14 protein-coding genes are annotated in these 24,566 nt (G+C 57.4%); 3 read left to right on the top strand and 11 right to left on the bottom strand.

Annotated elements, in window-relative coordinates:
• The first annotated feature begins 94 nt into the window (after positions 1 to 94).
• Positions 95 to 1,717, top strand: a complete 1,623-nt coding sequence (gene pckA, locus ABLU96_RS04470) for a phosphoenolpyruvate carboxykinase (ATP) (protein WP_014227066.1) — start codon at positions 95 to 97, stop codon at positions 1,715 to 1,717.
• A gap of 60 nt (positions 1,718 to 1,777) precedes the next feature.
• Here pckA and malQ read toward each other — a convergent pair whose 3' ends face one another.
• Positions 1,778 to 3,871 carry a 4-alpha-glucanotransferase gene (gene malQ / locus ABLU96_RS04465; protein ID WP_025107848.1) on the bottom strand — a complete coding sequence of 698 codons (2,094 nt, stop codon included), beginning with the start codon at positions 3,869 to 3,871 and terminating at the stop codon, positions 1,778 to 1,780.
• Positions 3,872 to 3,881: 10 nt separating this feature from the next.
• Positions 3,882 to 6,272: a maltodextrin phosphorylase gene (malP, locus tag ABLU96_RS04460; protein ID WP_064406482.1), complete on the bottom strand. Its 2,391-nt coding sequence runs from the start codon at positions 6,270 to 6,272 to the stop codon at positions 3,882 to 3,884.
• A gap of 619 nt (positions 6,273 to 6,891) precedes the next feature.
• On the opposite strand from malP, the gene malT reads away from it, so the two are divergent.
• A complete protein-coding gene (malT, locus tag ABLU96_RS04455) occupies positions 6,892 to 9,597 on the top strand; it encodes an HTH-type transcriptional regulator MalT (protein ID WP_014227069.1) in 2,706 nt (901 codons plus the stop codon).
• Positions 9,598 to 9,734: 137 nt separating this feature from the next.
• Here malT and ABLU96_RS04450 read toward each other — a convergent pair whose 3' ends face one another.
• The 3 genes from ABLU96_RS04450 to glpE are packed head-to-tail and all read right to left on the bottom strand — an operon-like array spanning position 9,735 to position 11,732.
• Entirely contained in the window at positions 9,735 to 10,493 is a 759-nt protein-coding gene (locus tag ABLU96_RS04450) for a DeoR/GlpR family transcriptional regulator (protein ID WP_004106478.1), read from the bottom strand.
• Positions 10,494 to 10,512: 19 nt separating this feature from the next.
• Positions 10,513 to 11,343 (bottom strand): rhomboid family intramembrane serine protease GlpG, encoded by an 831-nt coding sequence (gene glpG, locus ABLU96_RS04445; RefSeq protein ID WP_064406480.1) that lies wholly within the window; start codon positions 11,341 to 11,343, stop codon positions 10,513 to 10,515.
• A 59-nt stretch (positions 11,344 to 11,402) separates the two neighbouring features.
• Positions 11,403 to 11,732, bottom strand: a complete 330-nt coding sequence (gene glpE, locus ABLU96_RS04440; RefSeq protein ID WP_004126086.1) for a thiosulfate sulfurtransferase GlpE — start codon at positions 11,730 to 11,732, stop codon at positions 11,403 to 11,405.
• A 212-nt stretch (positions 11,733 to 11,944) separates the two neighbouring features.
• Between glpE and glpD the strand changes: the two genes are divergently transcribed.
• Positions 11,945 to 13,453, top strand: coding sequence for a glycerol-3-phosphate dehydrogenase (gene glpD / locus ABLU96_RS04435; protein WP_004854978.1), 1,509 nt, complete (start codon positions 11,945 to 11,947; stop codon positions 13,451 to 13,453).
• 51 nt (positions 13,454 to 13,504) lie between these two features.
• On the opposite strand, the gene glgP is transcribed toward glpD, so the two are convergent.
• The 6 genes from glgP to asd all read right to left on the bottom strand — a co-directional run bounded on the left by glgP (position 13,505) and on the right by asd (position 24,291).
• On the bottom strand, positions 13,505 to 15,952 hold the full coding sequence (gene glgP, locus ABLU96_RS04430; protein WP_004854983.1) for a glycogen phosphorylase: 2,448 nt from the start codon (positions 15,950 to 15,952) through the stop codon (positions 13,505 to 13,507).
• Between the two features lie 15 nt (positions 15,953 to 15,967).
• Positions 15,968 to 17,401: a glycogen synthase GlgA gene (gene glgA, locus ABLU96_RS04425; RefSeq protein WP_064406479.1), complete on the bottom strand. Its 1,434-nt coding sequence runs from the start codon at positions 17,399 to 17,401 to the stop codon at positions 15,968 to 15,970.
• Positions 17,401 to 18,696 carry a glucose-1-phosphate adenylyltransferase gene (gene glgC, locus ABLU96_RS04420; RefSeq protein WP_004106488.1) on the bottom strand — a complete coding sequence of 432 codons (1,296 nt, stop codon included), beginning with the start codon at positions 18,694 to 18,696 and terminating at the stop codon, positions 17,401 to 17,403. Before glgC ends, glgA begins: the two co-directional genes overlap by 1 nt.
• 80 nt (positions 18,697 to 18,776) lie before the next feature.
• Complete coding sequence (glgX, locus tag ABLU96_RS04415; RefSeq protein WP_064406477.1) at positions 18,777 to 20,753, bottom strand: glycogen debranching protein GlgX; 1,977 nt, start codon at positions 20,751 to 20,753, stop codon at positions 18,777 to 18,779.
• Positions 20,750 to 22,936 (bottom strand): 1,4-alpha-glucan branching enzyme, encoded by a 2,187-nt coding sequence (glgB, locus tag ABLU96_RS04410; protein ID WP_064406473.1) that lies wholly within the window; start codon positions 22,934 to 22,936, stop codon positions 20,750 to 20,752. The genes glgX and glgB overlap by 4 nt, the downstream gene beginning before the upstream one ends.
• Positions 22,937 to 23,184: 248 nt before the next feature.
• The gene (asd, locus tag ABLU96_RS04405; RefSeq protein ID WP_004854992.1) at positions 23,185 to 24,291 is read right to left on the bottom strand and encodes an aspartate-semialdehyde dehydrogenase; all 1,107 of its coding nucleotides are present in this window, start codon (positions 24,289 to 24,291) and stop codon (positions 23,185 to 23,187) included.
• Positions 24,292 to 24,566 lie beyond the last annotated feature (275 nt).

Below are 24,566 nucleotides of genomic sequence, written 5' to 3'. Positions count from 1 at the left end.
TCGAGATACGTAAATCTATGAGCCTGGTCGCGGTCTATACCCCGTAATAAACCCTACAATTTAAAGCAGTACATATTGGCTAAGGAGCAGTGACATGCGCGTTAATAATGGTTTAACCCCGCAGGATCTCAAGGCTTATGGTATCAATGACGTCCAGGATATCGTTCATAACCCCAGCTACGACACTTTGTATGAAGAAGAGCTCGCCCCCAATCTGGAAGGCTATGAACGTGGCGTATTAACAAATCTTGGTGCAATCGCCGTAGATACCGGTATTTTTACCGGCCGTTCTCCAAAAGATAAGTATATCGTTCGTGACGACACCACCCGCGATACGGTGTGGTGGGCTGATAAAGGCAAAGGCAAGAACGACAACAAGCCGCTCTCTGAGGAAACGTGGCAGCACCTGAAGGGGCTGGTGACCCGCCAGCTCTCCGGCAAGCGTCTGTTTATCGTTGACGCCTTCTGCGGCGCCAACGCCGACACCCGCCTGAGCGTCCGCTTTATTACCGAAGTCGCCTGGCAAGCGCATTTCGTGAAGAACATGTTTATCCGACCAGGCGATGAAGAGCTGGCAAACTTCAAGCCGGACTTCATCGTGATGAACGGCGCCAAGTGCACCAACCCGCAGTGGAAAGAACAGGGTCTGAACTCCGAGAACTTCGTCGCGTTCAACCTGACCGAGCGCATTCAGCTCATCGGCGGCACCTGGTACGGCGGCGAAATGAAAAAAGGGATGTTCTCGATCATGAACTACCTGCTGCCGCTGAAGGGCATCGCCTCCATGCACTGCTCCGCCAACGTAGGGGAAAAAGAGGATGTCGCCATCTTCTTCGGCCTTTCCGGTACCGGCAAGACCACCCTCTCTACCGATCCGAAACGCCGTCTGATTGGCGATGACGAACACGGCTGGGATGACGACGGGGTCTTCAACTTCGAAGGCGGCTGCTACGCCAAGACCATTAAGCTTTCCGAAGCCGCGGAGCCGGATATCTACCATGCGATTCGCCGCGATGCGCTGCTGGAGAACGTGGTGGTGCTGGCCGACGGCACCGTCGATTTCAACGACGGTTCGAAGACCGAAAACACCCGCGTCTCTTATCCGATCAACCATATCGAGAACATCGTTAAGCCGATCTCTAAGGCCGGTCATGCCACCAAGGTTATCTTCCTGACCGCCGACGCCTTTGGCGTCCTGCCGCCGGTTTCTCGCCTGACCGCCGACCAGACCCAGTACCATTTCCTGTCTGGCTTCACCGCCAAACTGGCGGGTACCGAGCGCGGCGTTACGGAGCCGACGCCAACCTTCTCCGCCTGCTTTGGCGCGGCGTTCCTGTCGCTGCACCCGACGCAGTACGCGGAAGTGCTGGTGAAACGCATGCAGGCGTCCGGCGCGCAGGCCTATCTGGTCAACACCGGCTGGAACGGTACCGGTAAACGTATCTCTATCAAAGATACTCGCGCCATTATCGACGCCATTCTTGATGGTTCGCTGGACAACGCCGAAACCTTCACTCTGCCGATGTTTGAGCTGCAGATCCCGACCGAGCTTCCCGGCGTGGATACCCATATCCTTGACCCGCGCAACACCTACGGATCGCCGGAGCAGTGGCAGGAGAAAGCGGAACAGCTGGCGAAGCTGTTTATCGAGAACTTCGAGAAGTACACCGATACGCCGGCGGGCGCTGCGCTGGTGGCCGCGGGGCCGAAACGCTAATCGGGTCCGCAGAAATGAAAAAGCCGGGAATCGCTTCCCGGCTTTTTTATCGCGTTGACATCACGCTGGCTTCTTCTTACTCGCCGCCTTACGCCGCTTATCCAGATCCTTAAGCAGCTTATTCACCTGCTCATCGGCAAACATCGCCTCGAGCGTGGTGGAGAGCTTGCGACGCCAGTTTGGATACTCCGTGCTGGTGCCCGGAATATTGACCGGCTCGGCCATCTCCAGCCAGTCTTCCGGCTGCAGGCCCAGCAGGGCGCTGTTGCTGTCGGCAATATAGCGCTGCATTCCACGATTGAGGGTCGACGTCATCGCCATCAGCGACGCTTTGTGCCCGGTACGCTTCGGCAGACAGCCGTAGCGGTGCAGAGCGTCCAGCAGCCCCTGCTTCGCCCGCTCGCGGTCCTGATACAGTCCGCGCAGTACCACCGCATCCGGATACAGGCCAAGCGATTTACCCAGCGTCAGGTCGCCGCTTTCCCAGTAGCCGCGCAGCGTTGGCAGGTCATGCGTCGTAGCCACAGCCATTGATTGCTCCGGATACGCCTTCGGCGCACGGAAAGTCTTCTCGTGGTCATTTTCGAAATAGAGCACTTTGTAAGAGTAAACGCCGCTTTTACGCAGCTTACCGACGATCTCTACCGGTACGGTTCCCAGATCCTCGCCGATCACCATACAGCGATGACGTTTACTCTCCAGCGCCAGAATCGACAACAGATCGTCGACCGGATACTGCACATAGGCGCCGTGATCGGCCGTTTCACCGTAAGGGATCCACCACAAACGCAGCACCGACATCACGTGATCGATGCGCAGCGCCCCGCAGTTTTGCATGTTGGCGCGCAGCAGTTCGACAAACGGCTCATAGGCGCGCGCCACGATGATATGCGGATCCATCGGCGGCAGGCCCCAGTTTTGTCCCAGCGGTCCCAGGATATCCGGCGGCGCGCCGACGGAAGCTTTCAGGCAGTACAGCTCGCGATCGCACCAGGTTTCCGCCCCGCCTTCCGCAACGCCCACCGCCAGGTCGCGATACAGGCCGATCGGCATAGCGTCGTTCTGGCTGGTATGCCAGCATTCGGCAAACTGAGTGAAAGCGAGCCACTGCAGCCACAGGTAAAAATTCACCTCATCGGCGTGTTCGGTGCAGAACGCTTTAACCTCCGGGCTATCGGTATCCTGATAAGCCTTCGGCCACGCGGGCCAGCCCCAGCGCAGCGGATCCTGCTTAACCTGCCAGGCGTGCAGCGCGTCAAACGCCGCCTGCCAGTACAGGCTTTCCCCCTCGCGCGCCACAAACTGACGGAACTCCGCCGTCGTCTCATCGTTACGTGCGGAAAAACCTTTCCAGGCCATGCGCAGTGCAGTGAGCTTAAGGGCGGTCACGGCGGTGTAGTCAACATCATCGGTCTGACGCGCGGCCTGTAGGGCCTGCTGCGTAGCCGGTGATTGCCACCATTTCTGCGCCTCTTTACTGTGTCGGAAATCCTCAACCGCATTGACATCAATATAGATAACGTTGAGCCAGCGGCGTGAAGAGGGGCTGTACGGACTGGCGCTCTCCGGATTAGCCGGATAGAGCGCGTGGATCGGGTTAAGCCCGATAAACGCACCGCCGCGGCGGGCGATTTCCGGCAGCATCGCGCGTAAATCGCCGAAGTCGCCAATCCCCCAGTTCTTCTCCGAGCGCAGCGTATACAGCTGTACGCAGGTACCCCACAGCTTCTTGCCATCCTTCAGCGCCTGCGGTTCGTAGCAGCGCGCGGGCGCGACGATGACCCGGCAGTGCCAGCGGTCGCCGTCCTGAGTCAGCGTCAGCGTGTGGTACCCTTCCGGCAATCTTGCCGGCAGCGGCAGCGTTTCACCGCCGCGCGCCTGGCCCTGATACTGTTTCCCTTCTTCGGTGGTGAGGATCCAGTGGAACTCCCCCTGGCCCGCCACCGGCAGAGACATCTTTTTGCCGTAGGTGAACACCTGCACCGCAGGCAGCGGGTTAACCGCCGCCTTCACGGCGGTCGCTGTACGATGCATCGCATCAAGCAGCCGCTGCTTGGTCACCGCAGCAATGGACTGCGGCTTTCCATGAGCGTTGATGTAGCTTGGGCTTATTCCCGCCGCCAGGGCTGCGTTATCAAGGCGTTTAGTCTCCATAGGCCTGTCCTTAGCGTTTTGCCTGCCAGATACGTTGCTGATAATCGCGAATCGAGCGGTCGGAGCTGAACATGCCGCAGCGCGCGGTGTTCAGGATCGCTGCGCGCGTCCAGGCCTCCTGGTCGCGATACAGCGCATCAACCTGCTTCTGCGCCGCCACGTAGGCTTCAAAATCAGCCAGCACCAGGTACGGATCGCCGCCTTTCAGCAGGCTATGCAGCATCTGGTCAAAGGCATGCTTATCGCCATCGCTATATTTGCCGCTCTCCAGCTCTTTCAGCACCGCGTCCAGCAGCTTGTCTTTCTTACGCCATTTCAGCGGATCGTAGCCTTTGGCCTTCAGCGCTTTCACTTCTTCCACGGTATGACCGAAGATAAAGATGTTTTCGTCGCCCACCTGCTCAGCGATTTCCACGTTCGCCCCGTCCAGGGTTCCCACGGTCAGCGCGCCGTTCAGCGCCAGCTTCATATTGCCAGTACCGGAGGCCTCTTTGCCCGCCGTAGAGATCTGCTCGGAGACATCCGCCGCCGGGATCAGCATTTCCGCCGCCGAGACGCAGTAGTCCGGCAGGAATACCACTTTCAGCTTATCGCCAACCAGCGGATCGTTATTGATCGCTGCGGCAACCTTGTTGATCGCCCAGATAATATTCTTCGCCAGGTAGTAGCCCGGCGCCGCTTTCGCACCGAACAGGAACACGCGCGGTACGCGGTCCGTCTGCGGGTTCTCGCGGATTTCTTTGTACTGCGCGAGGATGTTCAGCAGGTTGAGGTGCTGACGTTTGTACTCGTGCAGACGTTTAATCTGGATATCGAAAATCGCCTGCGGATTAATCTCGATACCGGTACGCCGCTTCACAAACTCCGCCAGACGAACCTTGTTGGCCAGCTTAATGTCGCGATACGTCTGACGGAACTTAGCGTCATCGGCATATTTTTCGAGGTTGATCAGATGGTCGAGATCGTTGGCCCACTCTTTCTTCAGGGTTTTATCCAGCAGCGCGGCCAGAGCCGGATTGCACTGTTTGATCCAGCGGCGCGGGGTAATACCGTTGGTGACGTTATGGAATTTATTCGGCCACAGCTGGTGATATTCCGGGAACAGATCTTTCACCACCAGGTCGGAGTGCAGCGCGGCAACGCCGTTAACCGCAAAGCCGCTCACCACGCACATGTTCGCCATGCGAACCTGTTTATCGTGCACCACCGCCAGTTTCGCCCATACCTGCTTATCGCCCGGCCAGGTTTTATCCACCAGCGTTTTAAAGCGGTCGTTAATCTGCTTGATGATCTGCATGTGGCGCGGCAGCAGCGCTTTCACCAGCTTCTCATCCCAGCACTCCAGCGCTTCCGGCATCAGGGTGTGGTTGGTATACGCGAAGGTTTTGCTGGTAATCGCCCAGGCGTCGTCCCAGCTCAGCTGATGCTCATCAATCAGCACACGCAGCAGTTCCGGAATCGCAATCGTCGGGTGAGTATCGTTAAGCTGGATGACTTCATAATCCGCCAGCTCCGCCAGCTTGCGGCCCGCCAGATGATGGCGACGCAGAATATCGGCAACCGAGCAGGCGCACTGGAAGTACTGCTGCATCAGACGCAGTTTTTTACCCGCCTGATGGTTATCGTTCGGGTAGAGAACTTTCGTCAGTTTTTCGGCGTCAATGCCCTGCTGTTCGGCACGCAGGAAATCGCCGTCGTTGAATTTGGTCAGGTTAAACGGATGCGCGTGCTTAGCCTGCCACAGGCGCAGCGGCTGAGCCACGTTGTTGCGGTAGCCCAGCACCGGCAGATCCCAGGCTTCGCCGGTAATCACGAATGCCGGTATCCACTCACCGCTTTTGGTCACTTTACCGCCGAGGCCAACCTGCACGTCCAGCGCTTCGTTGTGGCGGAACCACGGGTAGCTATTACGCCCCCAGTCATCCGGCGCTTCCATCTGCTGGCCGTCAGCGAAAGACTGGCGGAACAGACCGTACTGGTAGTTCAGGCCGTAGCCGGTCGCCGACTGGCCAACGGTAGCCATTGAATCAAGGAAACAAGCCGCCAGACGGCCAAGACCGCCGTTGCCCAGACCCGGGTCGATTTCCTCTTCCAGCAGGTCGGTCAAATTAATGTCGTGGGCCTGAAGCTCATCGCTGACCTGCTGATACCAGCCAAGGTTAAGCAGGTTGTTGCCGGTCAGGCGACCGATCAAAAACTCCATGGAGATATAGTTTACGTGGCGCTGCCCTTCGGCCGCTTTTGCTACCGGCTGAGCCGACAACAGCTCGGACAGCGCACCGCTAACGGCGCGCCACCACTGACGCTGGGTCATCTCGGAAGCGGACTGTAAACCAAAATGCTGCCACTGACGCGTCAGTGCAGCCTGAAACTGAGCTTTGTTAAAAGAAGTCTGTGACATAAGTAATCCGGGTCCTTTACTAAAACGTTAGCGTTAGTGTGCCGACCTCCCGGAGTCGCGTCCTCATCCCGCCAGGGATTAGCCGGGGAGGAGTAGCAGGGATGAGCGAAAAGTGTGATCGTGGCCACTATTACGTTAGCCTACCGGCAAAAATTATGCTGCAAAATTCGCCATACCGAAACAACAAACCGGCCCGCCTGGCGCTCAAAATTTTGTTACAAGCCAGGACGATAAAAGCAAGCGAAATGCCGTTGTGTAAATATTGCCAAATAAAAGTAAATATCAGGGGAATAAACGTACTTTAATGTAGAAATAGCTCAAAAAGATGACTTATAAGATTTCGCTGATAATATTTTATTAAAAACAAACAGCTACTAATTTTGTAATAAAAGATTAGCTTATCGTGCCTGTAACCTGCGCAATCCCAATAACCGCGCACGCTGACGCGGATTTCTGTGAATTTCTCTCTATGTCCAAATTTGTGACATAGAGCAAATTCAAGAGCATAAAACTCGGACATAACTTGCAATAAAATTCATTATGGCCGACCTTATTGGATATTAATTACGAAGCGCAAAAAAATTCGCAACTCCTCCCTTGCACAGCGAAATGAAGAACTATGTTGATTCCGTCTAAATTAAGTCGCCCGGTCCGCCTTGAACACACTGTGGTTCGTGAGCGATTGCTGGCGAAACTTTCCGGCGCGAACAATTATCGTCTCGCGTTGGTGACCAGCCCGGCTGGCTACGGTAAGACCACGCTCGTGTCTCAATGGGCGGCGGGGAAAAACGATCTCGGCTGGTTCTCCCTGGATGAAGGCGATAACCAACAGGAGCGTTTTGCCAGCTATCTTATCGCCGCCGTTCAACAGGCAACCGGCGGCCACTGCGCGGCCAGCGAAGCGATGGTGCAAAAGCGCCAGTACGCCAGCCTGCCTTCCCTCTTCGCACAACTGTTTATTGAACTGGCCGACTGGCAGCGCCCGCTGTTCCTGGTGATTGATGATTACCATCTGATCAGCAATCCGGTGATTCATGACGCAATGCGTTTCTTCCTCCGCCATCAGCCAGAAAATATGACGCTGGTGGTGCTGTCGCGTAATCTGCCGCAGCTGGGTATCGCCAACCTGCGCGTGCGCGATCAGCTGCTGGAAATCGGCAGCCAGCAGCTGGCTTTTACCCATCAGGAAGCCAAGCAGTTTTTCGACTGTCGTCTCAGTTCGCCCATTGAGGCCGACGACAGCAAAAGGCTGTGCGACGATGTTGCCGGCTGGGCCACCGCGCTACAGCTGATTGCCCTCTCGGCGCGCCAGAACAATACTTCCGCCCACCACTCCGCTCGTCGTCTTGCCGGCATTAACGCCAGCCATCTTTCTGACTATCTGGTCGATGAGGTGCTGGATAACGTGGACCCGCGGACGCGTAATTTCCTGCTGAAAAGTTCGCTACTGCGTTCAATGAACGATGCGCTCATCGTCCGCGTTACCGGCGAAGAGAATGGCCAGATGCAGCTGGAAGAAATTGAACGTCAGGGCTTATTCCTGCAGCGGATGGACGATTCCGGCGAATGGTTCCGCTACCATCCGCTGTTCGGCAACTTCCTGCGCCAGCGCTGCCAGTGGGAGCTGGCGGTTGAGCTGCCGGAAATTCACCGTGCGGCGGCAGAAAGCTGGATGGCGCAAGGCTTCCCGAGCGAAGCCATTCACCACGCCCTGGCCGCGGGTGACGCCAAAATGCTGCGCGATATTCTGCTCAACCACGCGTGGGGCATGTTTAACCACAGCGAACTGAGTTTGCTGGAGCAGTCCCTCGCCGCGCTGCCGTGGTCAAACCTGCTGGAAAACCCGCGTTTAATTCTTTTGCAGGCCTGGCTGATGCAGAGCCAGCACCGCTATAGCGAAGTGAATACCCTGCTGGCGCGCGCCGAGCAGGAGATGGATACGGAAATGGACACCGCCATGCACGGGGATTTCAACGCCCTGCGCGCCCAGGTGGCGATCAACGCAGGCGATCAGGACGAAGCCGAGCGCCTGGCGATGGTGGCCCTTGATGAACTGCCGCTGGCCAGCTACTACAGCCGTATCGTTGCCACATCCGTACACGGTGAAGTTCTGCACTGCAAAGGCCAGCTGAGCAAATCGCTGGCGGTCATGCAGCAGACGGAACAGATGGCCCGCCGTCATGACGTCTGGCACTACGCGTTATGGAGCATGATCCAGCAAAGCGAAATCCTCTTTGCGCAGGGTTTCCTGCAGGCCGCCTGGGAAATTCAGGAAAAAGCGTTCCAGCTGATTCGCGAACAGCACCTTGAGCAGCTGCCGATGCACGAGTTCCTGCTGCGGATTCGCTCCCAGCTGCTGTGGGCCTGGGCGCGGCTGGATGAAGCGGAGACCTCCGCGCGCAGCGGCATGAACGTGCTTTCCTCCTATCAGCCGCAGCAGCAGCTGCAGTGCCTGACGCTGATGGTACAGTGCTCGCTGGCGCGGGGCGACCTGGATAACGCCCGCAGCCATTTGAATCGCCTGGAAAATCTGCTTGGCAACGGCCATTACCATAGCGACTGGGTATCCAATGCCGACAAAGTCCGGGTGATCTACTGGCAGATGATCGGCGATAAAGCCGCCGCGGCAAACTGGCTGCGCCAGACGCCAAAACCGGAATTCGCTAACAACCATTTCTTGCAGAGCCAGTGGCGCAATATCGCCCGCGCGCAGATCCTGCTCGGCGATTTTGATTCCGCCGAGATGGTGCTGGAAGAGCTAAACGATAACGCCCGCTCGCTGCGTTTGATGAGCGACCTGAACCGCAACCTGCTGCTGCTCAACCAGCTCTACTGGCAGGCCGGGCGTAAGAGCGAAGCGCAAAAAGCGCTGCTGGAAGCGCTCACCCTCGCTAACCGCACCGGATTTATTAATCATTTTGTCATTGAAGGCGAAGCGATGGCGCAGCAGCTGCGCCAGCTGATTCAGCTCAATACGCTGCCGGAGCTGGAGCAGCACCGCGCCCAGCGTATTCTGCGCGATATCAACCAGCATCATCGGCATAAGTTCGCCCACTTTGACGAGAGCTTCGTCGAACGGCTGCTGAACCACCCGGAAGTACCGGAGCTTATCCGCACCAGCCCGCTGACCCAGCGCGAATGGCAGGTCCTGGGACTTATCTATTCCGGCTACAGCAACGAGCAGATCGCCGGTGAGCTGGACGTGGCCGCCACTACGATTAAAACGCATATCCGTAACTTGTATCAGAAGCTGGGCGTGGCGCACCGCCAGGATGCCGTTCAGCATGCCCAGCAGCTGTTGAAAATGATGGGATACGGGGTTTAAGCCGCTATCGGCTCGCTTCAGGCAACATAACCCTTACGTCATCGCCGGCGGCAGGTTTCCCTCCGCCTGGCGGCGGAGATAATCCCGTCACACACCAACGCCACGCCATCAATCGCGCGCGTCAGAATGTTATAGGTTCAGCACAGCTCCAGCTGAAGGTTGTTATCGGTAATCACCTTCAGTACGCCGGCGGGCGGCATCACATCGGTGTAGACCGCATCAACCATACTGATGCTGCCCATGTTGACCATCGCATTACGGCCAAATTTAGAATGGTCAACGACCAGCATCACGTGGCGGGAGTTTTCAATAATTGCCCGTTTGGTGCGCACTTCGTGGTAGTCGAACTCCAGCAGCGAGCCATCGCTGTCGATACCGCTGATGCCGAGAATGCCGAAATCAAGGCGAAACTGGGAGATAAAGTCCAGGGTGGCCTCACCGATAATACCGCCATCCCGGCTGCGCAGCTCGCCGCCGGCTAGGATAATGCGGAAGTCCTCTTTCACCATCAGCGTATTGGCGACGTTGAGGTTATTGGTGACGATGCGCAGGTCGTTATGGTTAAGCAGCGCGTGGGCCACCGCTTCCGGCGTGGTACCGATATCGATAAACAGCGTCGCGCCATCGGGGATTTCGCTCGCCACCTTGCGGGCGATGCGCTCTTTTTCCTGGGTCTGGGTCGATTTTCTGTCGTGCCAGGACGTATTCACCGAGCTGGACGGTAGCGCAGCGCCGCCGTGATGACGCAGAATCATTTTCTGATCGGCTAAATCATTCAGATCGCGGCGAATGGTCTGCGGGCTGACGGCAAACTGCTCGACAAGCTCTTCGGTACTGACGTATCCCTGTTTTTTTACCAGCTCGATAATCGCGTCATGACGTTGTGTTTGTTTCATGAAATATCCCTGGGAATCTCTACGTTCGTTTTCGCACATTCTGCGTATCAACAAACGCCATCGCCAGCCCGGTCACCAGACCGGCCACGTGCGCACCGTTCGCAATCGACATGCCGAAAACATCAAACCAGCCAGCAATTAACCATACTAAAGAGAAGAGTATCAAGCCGCGCTGTAAATAAACGCCGCTCTGCGGATCGCGCTCGCCCCGTAGCCAGACATAGCCCATTAGCGCATAGACTACGCCGGAGAGTCCGCCAAACCACGGGCCGCTGAACTGATGCTGCACAAAGCCGCTCAGCAAAGCGGCGATCACCGTAATCACCACCAGCTTGCCGCTGCCGATGCGCTTTTCTACCGCTCCGCCGAGGTACCACCACCATAGCAGGTTGAACAGAATATGCATCAGCGAGAAGTGCATAAGCGCATGGCTAAAGTAGCGCCAGACTTCAAATTTCAGCGAAGGATCGTAGGGCCAGGCCAGCAGCAGCATGATCGGTTGATCGCCAATGACCGTTTGCAGGACAAAGACGGCGATGCAGGCGAAGAGCACGCCCCAGGTCACCGGCCCGGCGTTGTGGCGAAGCGTCGCTAAAAAGGGAAAGCGCTGGTAGTGCAGCCCGCTATTGGTGTGCCCCGACTGCCAGCTGGCGGCGAGGTAACGCGGATCGGCGGGATTTTCCAGAAAGCGGGCCAGTTCGGCCTGTACGCGTCCGGCCTGGGACTCATCAGCCAGCCAGATATCGCTCTGCGTATGCTGCTGAATAGTCAGAATAATGCCCTGCGTCGCCATATAGTCGACAAACGCCTGGGCCACGCGCGGGTTGGCAAAAGAGGTAATCATTAACATGCAGCGGATCGCTTATTCCACACAAAGGGAGATATTATAGCCACAACCGGCGCTAACGCCTAAAGTGCGCCATGCGCGACTTCCGCCGGAAAATGCCGGTGCCAGGCATCAAACCCGCCGTCCACGCTGTAAACCTTGTCGTAACCCTGCTGCAGCAGATACTGCGCGGCGCCTTTGCTGCTATTGCCGTGATAGCACATCACCATGACCGCCGTATCAAAGTCGTTGTCGCGCATAAACGCGCCCAGCGTATCGTTGGTGAGATGGAATGCGCCCGGCGTGTGGCCCATCGCATAGCTTTGCGGGTCGCGAATATCGACCAGCACCGCCGTCTGCTGGTGCATTTTCTGGTGGGCTTCTTCTACGTTAATACATTCAAAGCGATCCATAAGCTCTCTTCTTTATATACGGATATACAGGCAGGCGGCGAAACGCCCTGGATTTTAGCGTCTAGTGTACAGCCTGGCGCTAAATAAACGCCAATATGTTACACGCATCACTCTGAAATGTTTTTTTGATGTTACCAATAGCGCGATTGTTTGCTATATTGAGCGATATCGAACATTTGTGAGCTTAAACGAAAGTGTAAGAGGTGGCGAGCGTGGAAACCAAAGATCTGATTGTGATAGGGGGAGGCATCAACGGTGCCGGTATCGCGGCAGACGCCGCAGGGCGTGGTTTATCCGTACTGATGCTGGAGGCAAGCGACCTTGCCTGCGCCACATCCAGCGCCAGCTCAAAGCTGATTCACGGCGGGCTGCGCTACCTTGAACACTATGAGTTCCGCCTGGTGAGCGAAGCGCTGGCCGAACGCGAAGTGTTGTTGAAAATGGCCCCGCATATCGCCTTCCCGATGCGCTTTCGTTTACCGCATCGCCCGCACCTGCGTCCGGCGTGGATGATCCGCATTGGCCTGTTTATGTACGATCATCTGGGCAAGCGCACCAGCCTACCCGGCTCAACCGGGTTGCGTTTTGGCACAGAATCGGTACTTAAACCTGAAATCGTGCGCGGTTTCGAATATTCCGACTGCTGGGTTGACGATGCGCGTCTGGTGCTGGCCAATGCCCAGATGGTTGTGCGTAAAGGCGGGGAAGTGCGCACGCGGACCCGCGCCATCTCGGCAAAACGTGAAAACGGTTTGTGGATTGTCGAAGCCGAAGATATTGATAGCGGCGAGAAGTTTACCTGGCAGGCGCGCGGTCTGGTTAACGCCACCGGCCCGTGGGTCAAACAGTTCTTCGACGAAGGGATGCATCTGCGCTCGCCGTACGGTATTCGCTTGATCAAGGGCAGCCATATCGTGGTGCCGCGCGTGCACACGCAGAAACAGGCCTACATCCTGCAAAATGAAGATAAACGCATTGTGTTTGTGATCCCGTGGATGGATGAATTTTCCATCATCGGCACCACCGACGTGGAGTATAAAGGCGATCCGAAAGCGGTAGCGATCGACGACAACGAAGTTAACTACCTGCTGAACGTCTATAACGCCCACTTTAAAAAGCCTCTCACGCGGGACGATATCGTCTGGACCTACTCCGGCGTGCGCCCGCTGTGCGACGATGAATCCGACTCGCCGCAGGCGATCACCCGCGATTACACTCTTGATATCCATGATGATAACGGGCAGGCGCCGCTGCTGTCGGTCTTTGGCGGCAAGCTGACCACCTATCGCAAGCTGGCCGAACACGCGCTGGAGAAACTGACGCCTTACTACAAAGGCATCGGCCCGGCATGGACCAAAACCGCGGTGCTGCCCGGCGGCGATATCGGCAGCGACCGTGACGACTACGCGGCGAAACTGCGCCGCCGCTTTTCGTTTATCAGCGAATCGATGGCCCGCCATTACGCCCGCACCTACGGCAGCAACAGCGAGCTAATCCTTGATAAGGCGACCTCACTGGACGATCTGGGTGAGCATTTCGGCCATGAGTTTTTTGAAGCCGAACTGCGCTATCTGGTTGAACACGAATGGGTTCGTTCGTTGGATGACGCGATCTGGCGTCGCACTAAACAAGGTATGTGGCTGAATGACGAGCAGCAGGCGCGCATCAGCGAGTGGCTGGCGCAGCACGCGGGAAAGTCTGAGCTGTCGCTGGCGTCATAACACCGCAAACAGTAACGGGGCCTGCGGGCCCCGTTTTTTATGGCTAATCCGTTACAACCTTACCGGATCGATATGCCAGATATGGTCGGCATACTCTTTAATCGTGCGGTCAGAAGAGAAGTAGCCCATATTGGCGATATTCAGCATCGCTTTATTGGCCCACTCCTCCGGGTGACGGTACAGCTCATCCACCTTATCCTGACAATCCACGTAGCTACGGTAATCCGCCAGAACCTGATAGTGGTCGCCGAAGTTAATCAGCGAATCCAGCAGGTCACGGTAGCGTCCCGGCTCCGATGGGCTGAACAGGCCGGTGCCGATCTGCGTCAGCGCCTGGTGCAACTCTTCATCCTGCTCATAGTAATCACGCGGTTTGTAGCCGTTAGCCCGCAGGGCTTCAACCTCTTCCGCCGTATTACCGAAGATAAAGAAATTATCCGCCCCGACGTGCTCCTGCATCTCAACGTTAGCCCCGTCCAGGGTACCGATGGTTAACGCGCCGTTAAGCGCGAACTTCATGTTGCTGGTACCGGACGCCTCCGTCCCCGCCAGCGAGATCTGCTCGGAGAGATCCGCCGCTGGAATGATCAGCTGCGCGAGGCTAACGCTGTAGTTAGGAATGAACACCACTTTCAGCTTATCGCCAACGTCCGGATCGTTATTCACCACCGCCGCGACGTCATTGATTAAATGAATAATATGCTTCGCCATGTAGTAAGCCGAAGCCGCCTTGCCGGCGAAGATATTCACGCGCGGTACCCACTCGGCGTCGGGATCGGCCTTAATGCGATTGTAGCGGGTGATCACATGCAGCACGTTCATTAGCTGGCGTTTGTACTCGTGAATACGCTTGATCTGCACATCGAACAGGGCTTTCGGGTTGACCACCACGTTAAGCTGCTGGCCGATGTAGTTCGCCAGCCGCTGCTTGTTTTCCAGCTTGGCCTGGCGCACCGCCTGGTTAACCTTCGGAAAGTCAATATGCTGCTCCAGCTCCTTCAGCTGGCTTAAATCCGTACGCCAGGTGTGGCCGATATTTTCATCCAGCACTTTCGACAGCGGCGGATTCGCCAGCGCCAGCCAGCGGCGCGGAGTGACGCCGTTCGTGACGTTGGTAAAGCGCATCGGGAAGATTTTGGCAAATTCGGCAAACAGCGACTCGACCATCAGCCGGGAGTGCAGCTCCGACACGCCGTTGACCTTGTGGCTTACCACCACCGCCAGCCACGCCATGCGTACGCGACGCCCGTTAGACTCGTCGATAATCGACGTACGGCCCAGCATCGCCGTATCGTTGGGATACTGCTCCTGCAGGGTCTTCAGGAAGTAGTCGTTAATCTCGAAAATAATCTGCAAATGACGCGGCAGGATTTTACCCAGCATATCGACGGGCCAGGTCTCCAGCGCTTCGCTCATCAGGGTATGGTTGGTATAGGAGAAGACCTGGCAGGTCACCTCGAACGCCTCATCCCAGCTAAACTTATGCTCGTCAATCAGCAGGCGCATCAGCTCCGGAATCGACAGCACCGGGTGCGTGTCGTTGAGGTGAATCGCGATTTTGTCCGCCAGATTGGCGTAGGTTTTATGCAGCTGGTAGTGACGGCTGAGGATATCCTGCACCGTCGCCGACACGAGGAAATACTCCTGGCGCAGGCGCAGCTCGCGCCCGGAATAGGTGGAGTCATCCGGATAGAGCACCCGCGACACGTTCTCGGAGTGGTTTTTATCTTCCACCGCCGCGAAGTAGTCGCCCTGGTTGAATTTACCGAGGTTGATCTCGCTGCTGGCCTGCGCGCTCCACAGACGCAGCGTGTTGGTGGCATCGGTGTCGAAACCCGGGATGATCTGATCGTAGGCTTCGGCAATAATCTCTTCGGTCTCCACCCAGCGGGAATGTTTACCTTCCTGCTGAATGCGGCCGCCGAAGCGCACTTTGTAGCGCGTATTGTGGCGCTCGAACTCCCACGGGTTGCCGTACTCCAGCCAGTAGTCCGGGGACTCTTTCTGCCGCCCGTCGACGATATTCTGCTTAAACATCCCGTAGTCGTAGCGAATACCGTAGCCGCGGCCCGGCAAACCCAGCGCCGCCAGCGAGTCGAGGAAGCAGGCAGCCAGACGACCAAGACCGCCGTTGCCCAGGCCCGGGTCGTTCTCTTCGTCAATCAGCTCTTCAAGATTCAGCCCCATCTCTTCCAGCGCGCTGTTCACGTCCTCATAAATACCGAGCGATAGCAGCGCATTGGACAAGGTACGGCCAATCAAAAACTCCATCGACAGATAGTAAACCTGACGCACTTCCTGAGAGAGCTGCGCCCGGTTTGAACGCAGCCAGCGCTCAACCATGCGATCGCGAACGGCGAACAGCGTGGCGTTGAGCCATTCATGTTTGTTAGCGATAGCCGGATCTTTGCCGATGATAAACATCAGCTTATAAGCAATAGAGTGCTTTAACGCCTCAACGCTCAGGGTGGGTGATGAGTAGCTAAAAGGTACATTCATAGCTTTGGCTCCTGGTTACAGCAAGCGTTGATAAAGTTCGCGGTAAGAATTTGCGGCAACCTGCCAGCTAAAATCCATATTCATCGCCTGACGCTGGACGTAGCGCCAGAGCGACGGGCGCGACCACAGGACGAATGTACGTCGAATAGCCCGCAGCAGCGACAAAGCGTTGCTATCTTCAAAAACAAAGCCGGTAGCCAGACCGTCGGCGAGATTCTCCAGCGAGCAATCGGACACGGTGTCCGCCAGTCCGCCGGTACGCCGCACCAGCGGTAGCGTGCCGTACTTCAGGCCGTACAGCTGGGTTAAGCCGCACGGTTCAAAACGGCTGGGCACCAGAATCACATCGGTGCCGCCCATAATGCGGTGCGAGAAGGCTTCATGGTAGCCAATCTGTACGCCGACCTTGCCCGGATGCTCGGCCGCGGCGGCCAGGAAGCCCTCCTGCAGCACCGGATCGCCCGCCCCCAGCAGCGCCAGCTGACCGCCCTGCTCCAGCAGGCCCGGCAGCGCCTCAAGCACCAGGTCCAGCCCCTTCTGGCTGGTCAAACGGCTGACAACGGCAAACAGCGGCGCTTTGTCATCCACCTTCAGCCCCATGGCGATTTGCAGCTGGCGTTTGTTTTCCGCTTTTTCTTCCAGCCGATCGCGATCGTAGCGCGCGGCCAACAGCAGGTCGCTTTCCGGATTCCAGATATGGTCATCCACCCCGTTGAGGATCCCGGAGAGGCGGCCCTCATGCTGCCGCTGACGCAGCAGCCCTTCCATGCCGTAAGCGAACTGCGGCTCGGTGATTTCGCGCGCATAGGTCGGGCTGACCGCCGTAATATGGTCGGCGTAGTAGAGCCCCGCCTTCAGAAAGGAGATCTGGCCGTTAAATTCAAGGCCATGAACGTTGTAGAACGACCAGGGCAGCTCAATGTCGTTCATATGCCACGAGTAGAACATCCCCTGGTAGGCCAGGTTATGCACCGTAAAGACCGACTTAGCCGGGTGGCCGCGCGCCGCCAGGTAGGCCGGGGTCAGGCCCGCATGCCAGTCGTGGGCGTGAACAACGTCAGGGCGCCAGAAAGGATCCAGGCCGCAGGCCATCTCGCTACCGACCCATCCCAGCAGCGCAAAGCGCAGCACGTTGTCGGTATAGGCGTGCTGATTAGTATCGTGGTAAGGGCTCCCTGGGCGATCGTAGAGATGCGGGGCATCAATCAAATAGATGCCCACGCCGTTAAAGTGACCGAACAGCAGAGTGATGCGCCCGGCAAACGTCTCGCGGCGCGTCACCACCTGCGCATCCGTAACGCCGCGGCGGATATCAGGAAACGCGGGCAGCAGTACGCGCGTGTCGACGCCCCCGGCAATTTGCGCTGCAGGCAGCGCGCCGATCACATCCGCCAGTCCACCGGTTTTTAACAGCGGGAACATCTCTGAACATACATGTAATACCTGCATTAGCGCTCCTGTGGATACCCCAATTTCCGCAGCATGTCGCGGGTGACCAGCACGATACCTTCCTCCGAGCGGTAGAAACGGCGTGCATCCTCTTCCGCGTTCTCCCCGACAACCATACCTTCCGGGATCACGCAGGCGCGGTCAATAATGCAGCGACGCAGGCGGCACGAACGGCCAACCCAAACCTCTGGCAACAAGACTGCCGAATCAATATTACAGAATGAATTCACCCGCACGCGCGGGAACAGCACCGACTGCACAACCACCGATCCGGAGATAATACAACCGCCTGAAACCAGCGAGTTCAGGGTCATCCCGTGGCTGCCCGAGCGGTCCTGGACGAATTTTGCCGGAGGCAAAGGCTCCATATGGGTGCGAATCGGCCAGTTCTGATCGTACATGTCCAGTTCCGGGGTCACCGAAGCCAGATCGAGGTTGGCTTTCCAGTACGCTTCCAGGGTCCCCACATCGCGCCAGTAGGGCTCAGACTGCGGATCGGACTGCACGCAGGAGAGCGGGAAAGGATGTGCATAAGCCATGCCAGCTTTGGTGATTTTCGGAATGATGTCTTTACCAAAATCGTGGCTGGAGCTTTCATCGCTGTCGTCTTCTTCCAGAAGCTCATAAAGGTAATCCGCGTCAAAGACATAGATACCCATACTCGCCAGCGATTTGCTGGCATCGCCCGGCATCGCAGGCGGATTAGCCGGTTTTTCGACGAAATCGATAATCTTATCGCTCTCGTCCACCGCCATGACCCCGAACGCCCGTGCTTCTTCAATAGGCACCGGCATACAGGCCACGGTGCAACGCGCGCCTTTTTCGACGTGATCGATAAGCATGCGCGAGTAGTCTTGTTTGTAAATATGGTCGCCCGCGAGGATAACGACGTACTCCGCCTTGTAACGACGAATGATGTCGAGGTTCTGCGTCACCGCATCCGCCGTGCCGCGATACCAGTTTTCCCCCTGCATCCTTTGCTGGGCGGGCAGCAGGTCAACAAACTCGTTCATCTCTTCATTGAAGAACGACCAGCCGCGCTGGATATGCTGCACCAGCGTATGCGATTGATACTGGGTGATGACGCCGATGCGTCGAATGCCTGAGTTAATACAGTTAGATAACGCAAAATCGATAATGCGGAACTTGCCGCCGAAATGGACAGCAGGTTTCGCGCGTTTATTGGTCAGATCCTTCAGACGGGTACCACGTCCCCCGGCAAGGATCAGCGCAACGGATTTGATCGGCAACTGACGCGCCAGCATCAATGGATCGTTCTTTTCTACCCCAACCATAATTAACTCCTTTTTTACTCCCCAGCTTGCCTGCCCTTCTCGTCGCGCCGCCGCTTCGAGACCAACCGGAAGCCCCGAGGTTACGACCTTTGAAATACGCACACTCCGTGCGCGGGCCCATGCCAGACAGCTATAGTGACCGGATTATCCTCTCCGGCGAAAGGTGGAATGGCGCGCCATTCCCCCGCGGGTAAAACCATCTCTGCCACCTCGGCGGTGGCGTTGAGCGCCATCAGCCAGCGATCGGACAATATGATCTGCATACGCGGCGCACCGTGCTGCCATTCATCGGCGGACAGCGGCTGCGCATGTTGGTTTAACCAGCGAACGCTGCCGTCTCCCTCCTGCCACCAGCGATTCTCGGTTAAAGCCGGAACGCGCTGGCGCAGATGAATTAACGCGGCGGTGAACGCGGTCAGCCCGCGGTTAGTATGGTTCCAGTCCAGCCAGGTCAACGCATTGTCCTGACAGTAAGCATTGTTGTTGCCATGCTGGCTGTGACCGTGTTCGTCACCCGCCAGCAGCATCGGCGTTCCCTGCGCCAGCAGTAAAGTCGCCAGAAGAGCGTGAACGCTGGCACGGCGCCGTTCAATCACGGCAAGACTCCCTTCTAATCCTTCTATACCATGATTGTTGCTGTAGTTATTGTTAGTCCCATCGCGATTCTCCTCCCCGTTTGCCTCATTATGTTTCTGATTGAAACAAACGCAGTCGCGCAGGGTGAAACCATCGTGCGCGGTGACCAGGTTAACCGCCGCCGAAGGCGCTCTGCCGTTACGCTGAAAAACGTCGCTGGATGCGGCAAAACGCTGAGCGAAGTCGCCCAGCGAGACGTTCTGCTGCAGCCAGAATCGACGCGCGGTATCGCGGAAATGGTCGTTCCACTCGGCGAACAGCGGCGGAAAGTTACCCACCTGGTAGCCGCCCGGGCCGATATCCCAGGGTTCCGCGATCAGCTTGACCTCAGCCAGACGCGGGTCGTTACGGATGGCCTCAAACAGCGGCGCATCCTGACGAAACGCCGGCGTCCGCCCCATCACCGAGGCGAGGTCGAAACGAAAGCCGTCAACGTGGCACTCGTCAACCCAAAAGCGCAGGCACTGGCGGGCATACTCCACCACGCCGGGGTGGCTGAGGTTGAGGGTGTTCCCGCAGCCGGTCCAGTTGTGGTAATCGCCGTCTTCCCTGATCCAATAATAGCTACGGTTATCGATTCCGCGCAGGGAGAAGGTCGGCCCTTCCAGGTCTATCTCCGCGCTATGGTTCAGCACTACGTCAAGGATCACTTCGATGCCCGCCGCATGCAGCGCTTTTACCGCATCGCGAAACTCGTTTAACGCCTGCTCCGGCGCGCTGGCGTAGCGCGTGTCGAGGGCGAAAATCGCCAGCGGGTTGTAGCCCCAATAGTTGCTTAACCCCATCCGCTGAAGGCGCGGTTCGCTGGCGAACTGCGCCACCGGCATTAACTCTAGTGCAGTAATGCCCAGCATGCGGAAGTAATCGATCATCACCGGATGACCGAGCGCTTTATAGGTGCCGCGGATATTCTCCGGCAGATCGGGGTGCAGATACGTCAGCCCCTTGACGTGGGCTTCATAAATCACCGTCTGGCCCCACGGCGTGCGCGGCGGCTTATCGCCGCGCCAGTCGTAATGCAGGTCGATCACCCGCGACTTCGGCGCTATCGCCGCGCTGTCGCGACGATCGGGAACGCGATCGCCGCCGTGGAGACGTTCATCGTCAGGCAACCCGCCGTCTACCTGATGGCAGCAGGGGTCAAGCAGCAGCTTCGCCGGGTTGAAGCGGTGCCCTTGCGTTGGGTCCCAGGGCCCGTGGACGCGGTAGCCGTAGCGCAGGCCAGGCCCGACATCGGCGAGCCAGCCGTGCCAGATATCGCCGCTGCGCGCGGGCAGGTCGACGCGCCGTTCATTACCCTGCTCGTCAAACACGCAGAGTTCCACCCGCTCCGCGTGGGCGGAAAAGAGCGCGAAATTCACGCCCTTACCGTCGTAGCTGGCCCCTAAAGGCGCGGGCTTTCCTGCCGTGAGTGCGATCATTGCGCCTCCCGCACCAGCCACACCGTCGCCAGCGGCGGCAGCGTAATGGAGAGGGAGTGTTCACGACCGTGGCTGGCGATCGGGTCGCTCTCAACGACGCCGCCGTTGCCGGTGTTGCTGCCGTGGTAATGCATGGAGTCGGTGTTGAGCTCTTCACGCCAGCGGCCGGGCTGGTTGATGCCAAAACGGTACTCATGACGTGGGACTGGGGTGAAGTTGCTGGCGACGATAATTTCATTGCCCGCCCTGTCGCGACGAACAAAGATAAATACCGAACGCTCATGGTCGTCCACCACCAGCCATTCGAAGCCGTAGGGATCGAAATCCAGCTCGTGCAGCGCTTTATGGTGACGATAGGTATGGTTGAGGTCGCGCACCAGCCGCTGGACGCCGTGGTGCCAGTTATCGCCGCCTTCCAGCAGATGCCAGTCGAGGCTTGCGTCGTGGTTCCATTCGCGTCCCTGAGCAAACTCATTGCCCATAAACAGCAGCTTTTTACCCGGGAAGGCAAACAGCCAGCCGTAGTAGGCGCGCAGGTTAGCGAACTTTTGCCAGGCGTCGCCCGGCATGCGGTCGAGTATCGATTTTTTGCCGTGCACCACTTCATCATGAGAGAGCGGCAGGACAAAGTTTTCGGTGTAGTTGTAGAGCATACCGAAGGTCATCTTGTCGTGATGATGACGGCGATGCACCGGGTCCAGCTTCATGTAGTCGAGGGTGTCGTGCATCCAGCCGAGGTTCCACTTGAACCAGAAACCCAGCCCGCCGGTGGAGGAAGGACGGGAAACGCCGGGAAAATCGGTCGACTCTTCCGCCATGGTTACCGCGCCCGGCGTCTGTTCGCCCAGCACGCGGTTGGTATTGCGCAGAAACTTAATCGCTTCAAGGTTTTCCCGACCGCCGAATTCGTTCGGCACCCACTCGCCCTGCTTGCGGCTGTAGTCGCGATAAATCATCGACGCCACCGCATCAACCCGCAGCGCGTCAATGCCGAAGCGTTCGATCCAGTACAGCGCATTGCCGACCAGGTAATTGCTGACCTCGCGGCGGCCGTAGTTGTAAATCAGGGTGTTCCAGTCCTGATGGTAGCCTTCGCGCGGGTCGCTATGTTCATACAGCGAGGTGCCGTCAAACGAGGCGAGCGCAAAGTCATCCGCCGGAAAATGGCCAGGCACCCAGTCCAGAATAACGTTAAGCCCCGCGGCGTGCGCGGCGTTGATAAAGTAGCGGAAATCCTCCCGGGTACCGAAGCGACGGGTGGGCGCGTACAGCCCGGTCGGCTGGTAGCCCCAGCTGCCGTCAAACGGATGCTCGTTAACCGGCAGCAGTTCGAGGTGGGTAAAGCCCATCCATTTGGCATACGGGACCAGCTGGTCGGCAAGCTCGCGATAGCTCAGCCAGAAGTTATTATCGGTGTGGCGGCGCCAGGAGCCGAGATGTACTTCATAAATCGAGATCGGCGCATCAAACTGGTTAGCCTGCTTGCGCTCCGGCGGCTGTGCGACCTTTTCCGGCAGCCCGCAGATGAGCGAGGCGCTCTCCGGACGCATTTGCGCTTCAAAAGCGTAAGGATCGGACTTCACCCGCAGGTTGCCGTGGACATCGATAAGCTCGAATTTATACAGCTGGCCGTTCAGCGCGCCGGGAACAAACAGCTCCCAGATGCCGGACTCTTTACGCAGGCGCATCGGGTGGCGGCGGCCGTCCCAGTAGTTAAACTGGCCGACGACCGATACCCGGCGGGCATTCGGCGCCCATACGGAGAAACGCGTACCGACCACGCCGTCCATGGTATCGGCATGCGCGCCCAGCGTTTCATAAGGACGCAGATGCGTGCCTTCCGACAGCAGCCAGACATCGAGATCCTGCAACAGCGGACCAAAACGGTACGGGTCATCAATCAGGTTCTGCTGCCCGTGCCAGGTGACGGCCAGCTGATAGCGAAAAGGATTTTTACGACGCGGCAGAACGCCGCTGAAGAAACCGCGCGAGTCGAGGCATTCCAGCTTGCCGACTTTGCGTCCGGTTTTTGGTTCAATGACCCACACATCGGTGGCATCGGGTAATAATGCACGAACTTCCAGCCCGGCGTCGGTGTAATGCATGCCAAGCACGGAAAAAGGATCCGCAAAATGGCCGGCGATAAGCGCATTAATCACGTCCTTATCAATACGATTAGACATGGTTTCATCCTGTTGTAGGTGTCGCCCTTTCCTGTATCCGGCGACTTTTTTTTGACCTGAACGGCGCAGCACGTTATGCGTCCCCCTGCTCCGTCCCACCTTCAGGTAAGGAGACATCGTGACTCCTTACTTAAAGCATAGCCAAGGCTGAGTTACCTCCGTTGGGAAAAATCTAACATTCGCGTTTACTCCTTGTATTACGCAAAAAAAAGGGGTGTTTCAACACCCCTTTTCTCATCTTGTGACGACTACGCCAGCTGTCTTAGCATGCGGCGGAGCGGCTCGGCGGCCCCCCACAGCAGCTGGTCACCAACGGTGAAGGCCGACAGATACTCCGGCCCCATGTTCAGTTTACGCAGGCGACCCACCGGGGTGGTCAGGGTGCCGGTAACGGCAGCCGGAGTCAGCTCACGCATGGTGATATCACGATCGTTCGGTACCACTTTGGCCCACGGGTTATGCGCGGCCAGCAGTTCCTCAACGGTCGGAATAGAAACATCTTTTTTCAGCTTGATGGTGAACGCCTGGCTATGGCAGCGCAGCGCGCCAACGCGAACGCACAGGCCGTCTACCGGAATCGGTGAGGCGGTCGCGAGAATTTTGTTGGTCTCCGCCTGGCCTTTCCACTCTTCACGGCTCTGGCCGTTATCCAGCTGTTTGTCGATCCATGGGATCAGGCTTCCCGCCAGAGGAACGCCAAAGTTGTCTACCGCCAGCTCGCCGCTGCGGGTCAACGAGGTGACCTTGCGTTCAATATCCAGGATCGCGGAAGCCGGATCCGCCAGCTCAGCCGCAACATGGCTGTGAAGCTGGCCCATCTGGGTCAGCAGCTCGCGCATATGCCGCGCACCGCCGCCGGAAGCCGCCTGATAAGTCGCCACGCTAACCCACTCAACCAGATCCTGAGCAAACAGGCCGCCGAGAGACATCAGCATCAGGCTGACGGTACAGTTGCCGCCGACAAAGGTTTTAACGCCGTTGTTCAGACCTGCGGTGATAACGTCCTGGTTCACCGGGTCGAGAATGATGATGGCGTCGTCTTTCATGCGCAGCGAAGAGGCGGCGTCAATCCAGTAGCCCTGCCAGCCGCTTTCACGCAGCTTCGGGTAAATATCGTTGGTGTAATCGCCGCCCTGACACGTGACAATAATGTCCAGCGCCTTCAGTGCTTCCAGATCGAATGCATCCTGAAGCGTGCCACCGGTACTGCCACCAAAAGATGGAGCAGGCTGCCCCAGCTGGGAGGTGGAGAAAAAAACAGGGCGAATGGCATCAAAATCGCGCTCTTCAACCATGCGTTGCATGAGGACAGAGCCGACCATTCCGCGCCAGCCGATAAAACCAACATTTTTCATAACGTATTCCTGCGAGGTGTGTGCTGTTTGTTCCAGGCCAGTTTCCTACTGGTTAGTCCTTCACATTACAAAATGCAGCTAAAGTCGCAAGTGAAATTAATCAATGATTGCCAGGCAATCAGTAACGTAACTAATTTTGCATAGCGGCAGCCGTCGCTGGCCCCCCGGAATACCCTAATAATTATCAGGGAATTTATATCGCGAAGGAAATATTTTCCGCCGCTATTTTATTGATCAGGATTATGGATTACGGCAGAAATTCGGTTGTTTTGCTC

Origin of the sequence: Klebsiella sp. CN_Kp106 (assembly GCF_040064575.1) — a bacterium.
Taxonomy (GTDB): Bacteria; Pseudomonadota; Gammaproteobacteria; order Enterobacterales; family Enterobacteriaceae; genus Klebsiella; species Klebsiella michiganensis.
Note: the sequence above shows the minus strand (reverse complement) of the source record. Positions and strands in the feature narration are given on the sequence as shown.

What these genes read in the sequence shown, in the direction of transcription:
- malT (WP_014227069.1), top strand. Translation starts at nt 6,892, where the DNA reads ATGTTGATTCCGTCTAAATTAAGTCGCCCGGTCCGCCTTGAACACACT.
- pckA (WP_014227066.1), top strand. Translation starts at nt 95, where the DNA reads ATGCGCGTTAATAATGGTTTAACCCCGCAGGATCTCAAGGCTTATGGT.
- malQ (WP_025107848.1), bottom strand. Translation starts at nt 3,871, where the DNA reads ATGGAGACTAAACGCCTTGATAACGCAGCCCTGGCGGCGGGAATAAGC.
- glgP (WP_004854983.1), bottom strand. Translation starts at nt 15,952, where the DNA reads ATGAATGTACCTTTTAGCTACTCATCACCCACCCTGAGCGTTGAGGCG.
- glgX (WP_064406477.1), bottom strand. Translation starts at nt 20,753, where the DNA reads ATGATCGCACTCACGGCAGGAAAGCCCGCGCCTTTAGGGGCCAGCTAC.
- malP (WP_064406482.1), bottom strand. Translation starts at nt 6,272, where the DNA reads ATGTCACAGACTTCTTTTAACAAAGCTCAGTTTCAGGCTGCACTGACG.
- glpG (WP_064406480.1), bottom strand. Translation starts at nt 11,343, where the DNA reads ATGTTAATGATTACCTCTTTTGCCAACCCGCGCGTGGCCCAGGCGTTT.
- glgC (WP_004106488.1), bottom strand. Translation starts at nt 18,696, where the DNA reads ATGGTTGGGGTAGAAAAGAACGATCCATTGATGCTGGCGCGTCAGTTG.
- glpE (WP_004126086.1), bottom strand. Translation starts at nt 11,732, where the DNA reads ATGGATCGCTTTGAATGTATTAACGTAGAAGAAGCCCACCAGAAAATG.
- asd (WP_004854992.1), bottom strand. Translation starts at nt 24,291, where the DNA reads ATGAAAAATGTTGGTTTTATCGGCTGGCGCGGAATGGTCGGCTCTGTC.
- glgA (WP_064406479.1), bottom strand. Translation starts at nt 17,401, where the DNA reads ATGCAGGTATTACATGTATGTTCAGAGATGTTCCCGCTGTTAAAAACC.
- glgB (WP_064406473.1), bottom strand. Translation starts at nt 22,936, where the DNA reads ATGTCTAATCGTATTGATAAGGACGTGATTAATGCGCTTATCGCCGGC.
- ABLU96_RS04450 (WP_004106478.1), bottom strand. Translation starts at nt 10,493, where the DNA reads ATGAAACAAACACAACGTCATGACGCGATTATCGAGCTGGTAAAAAAA.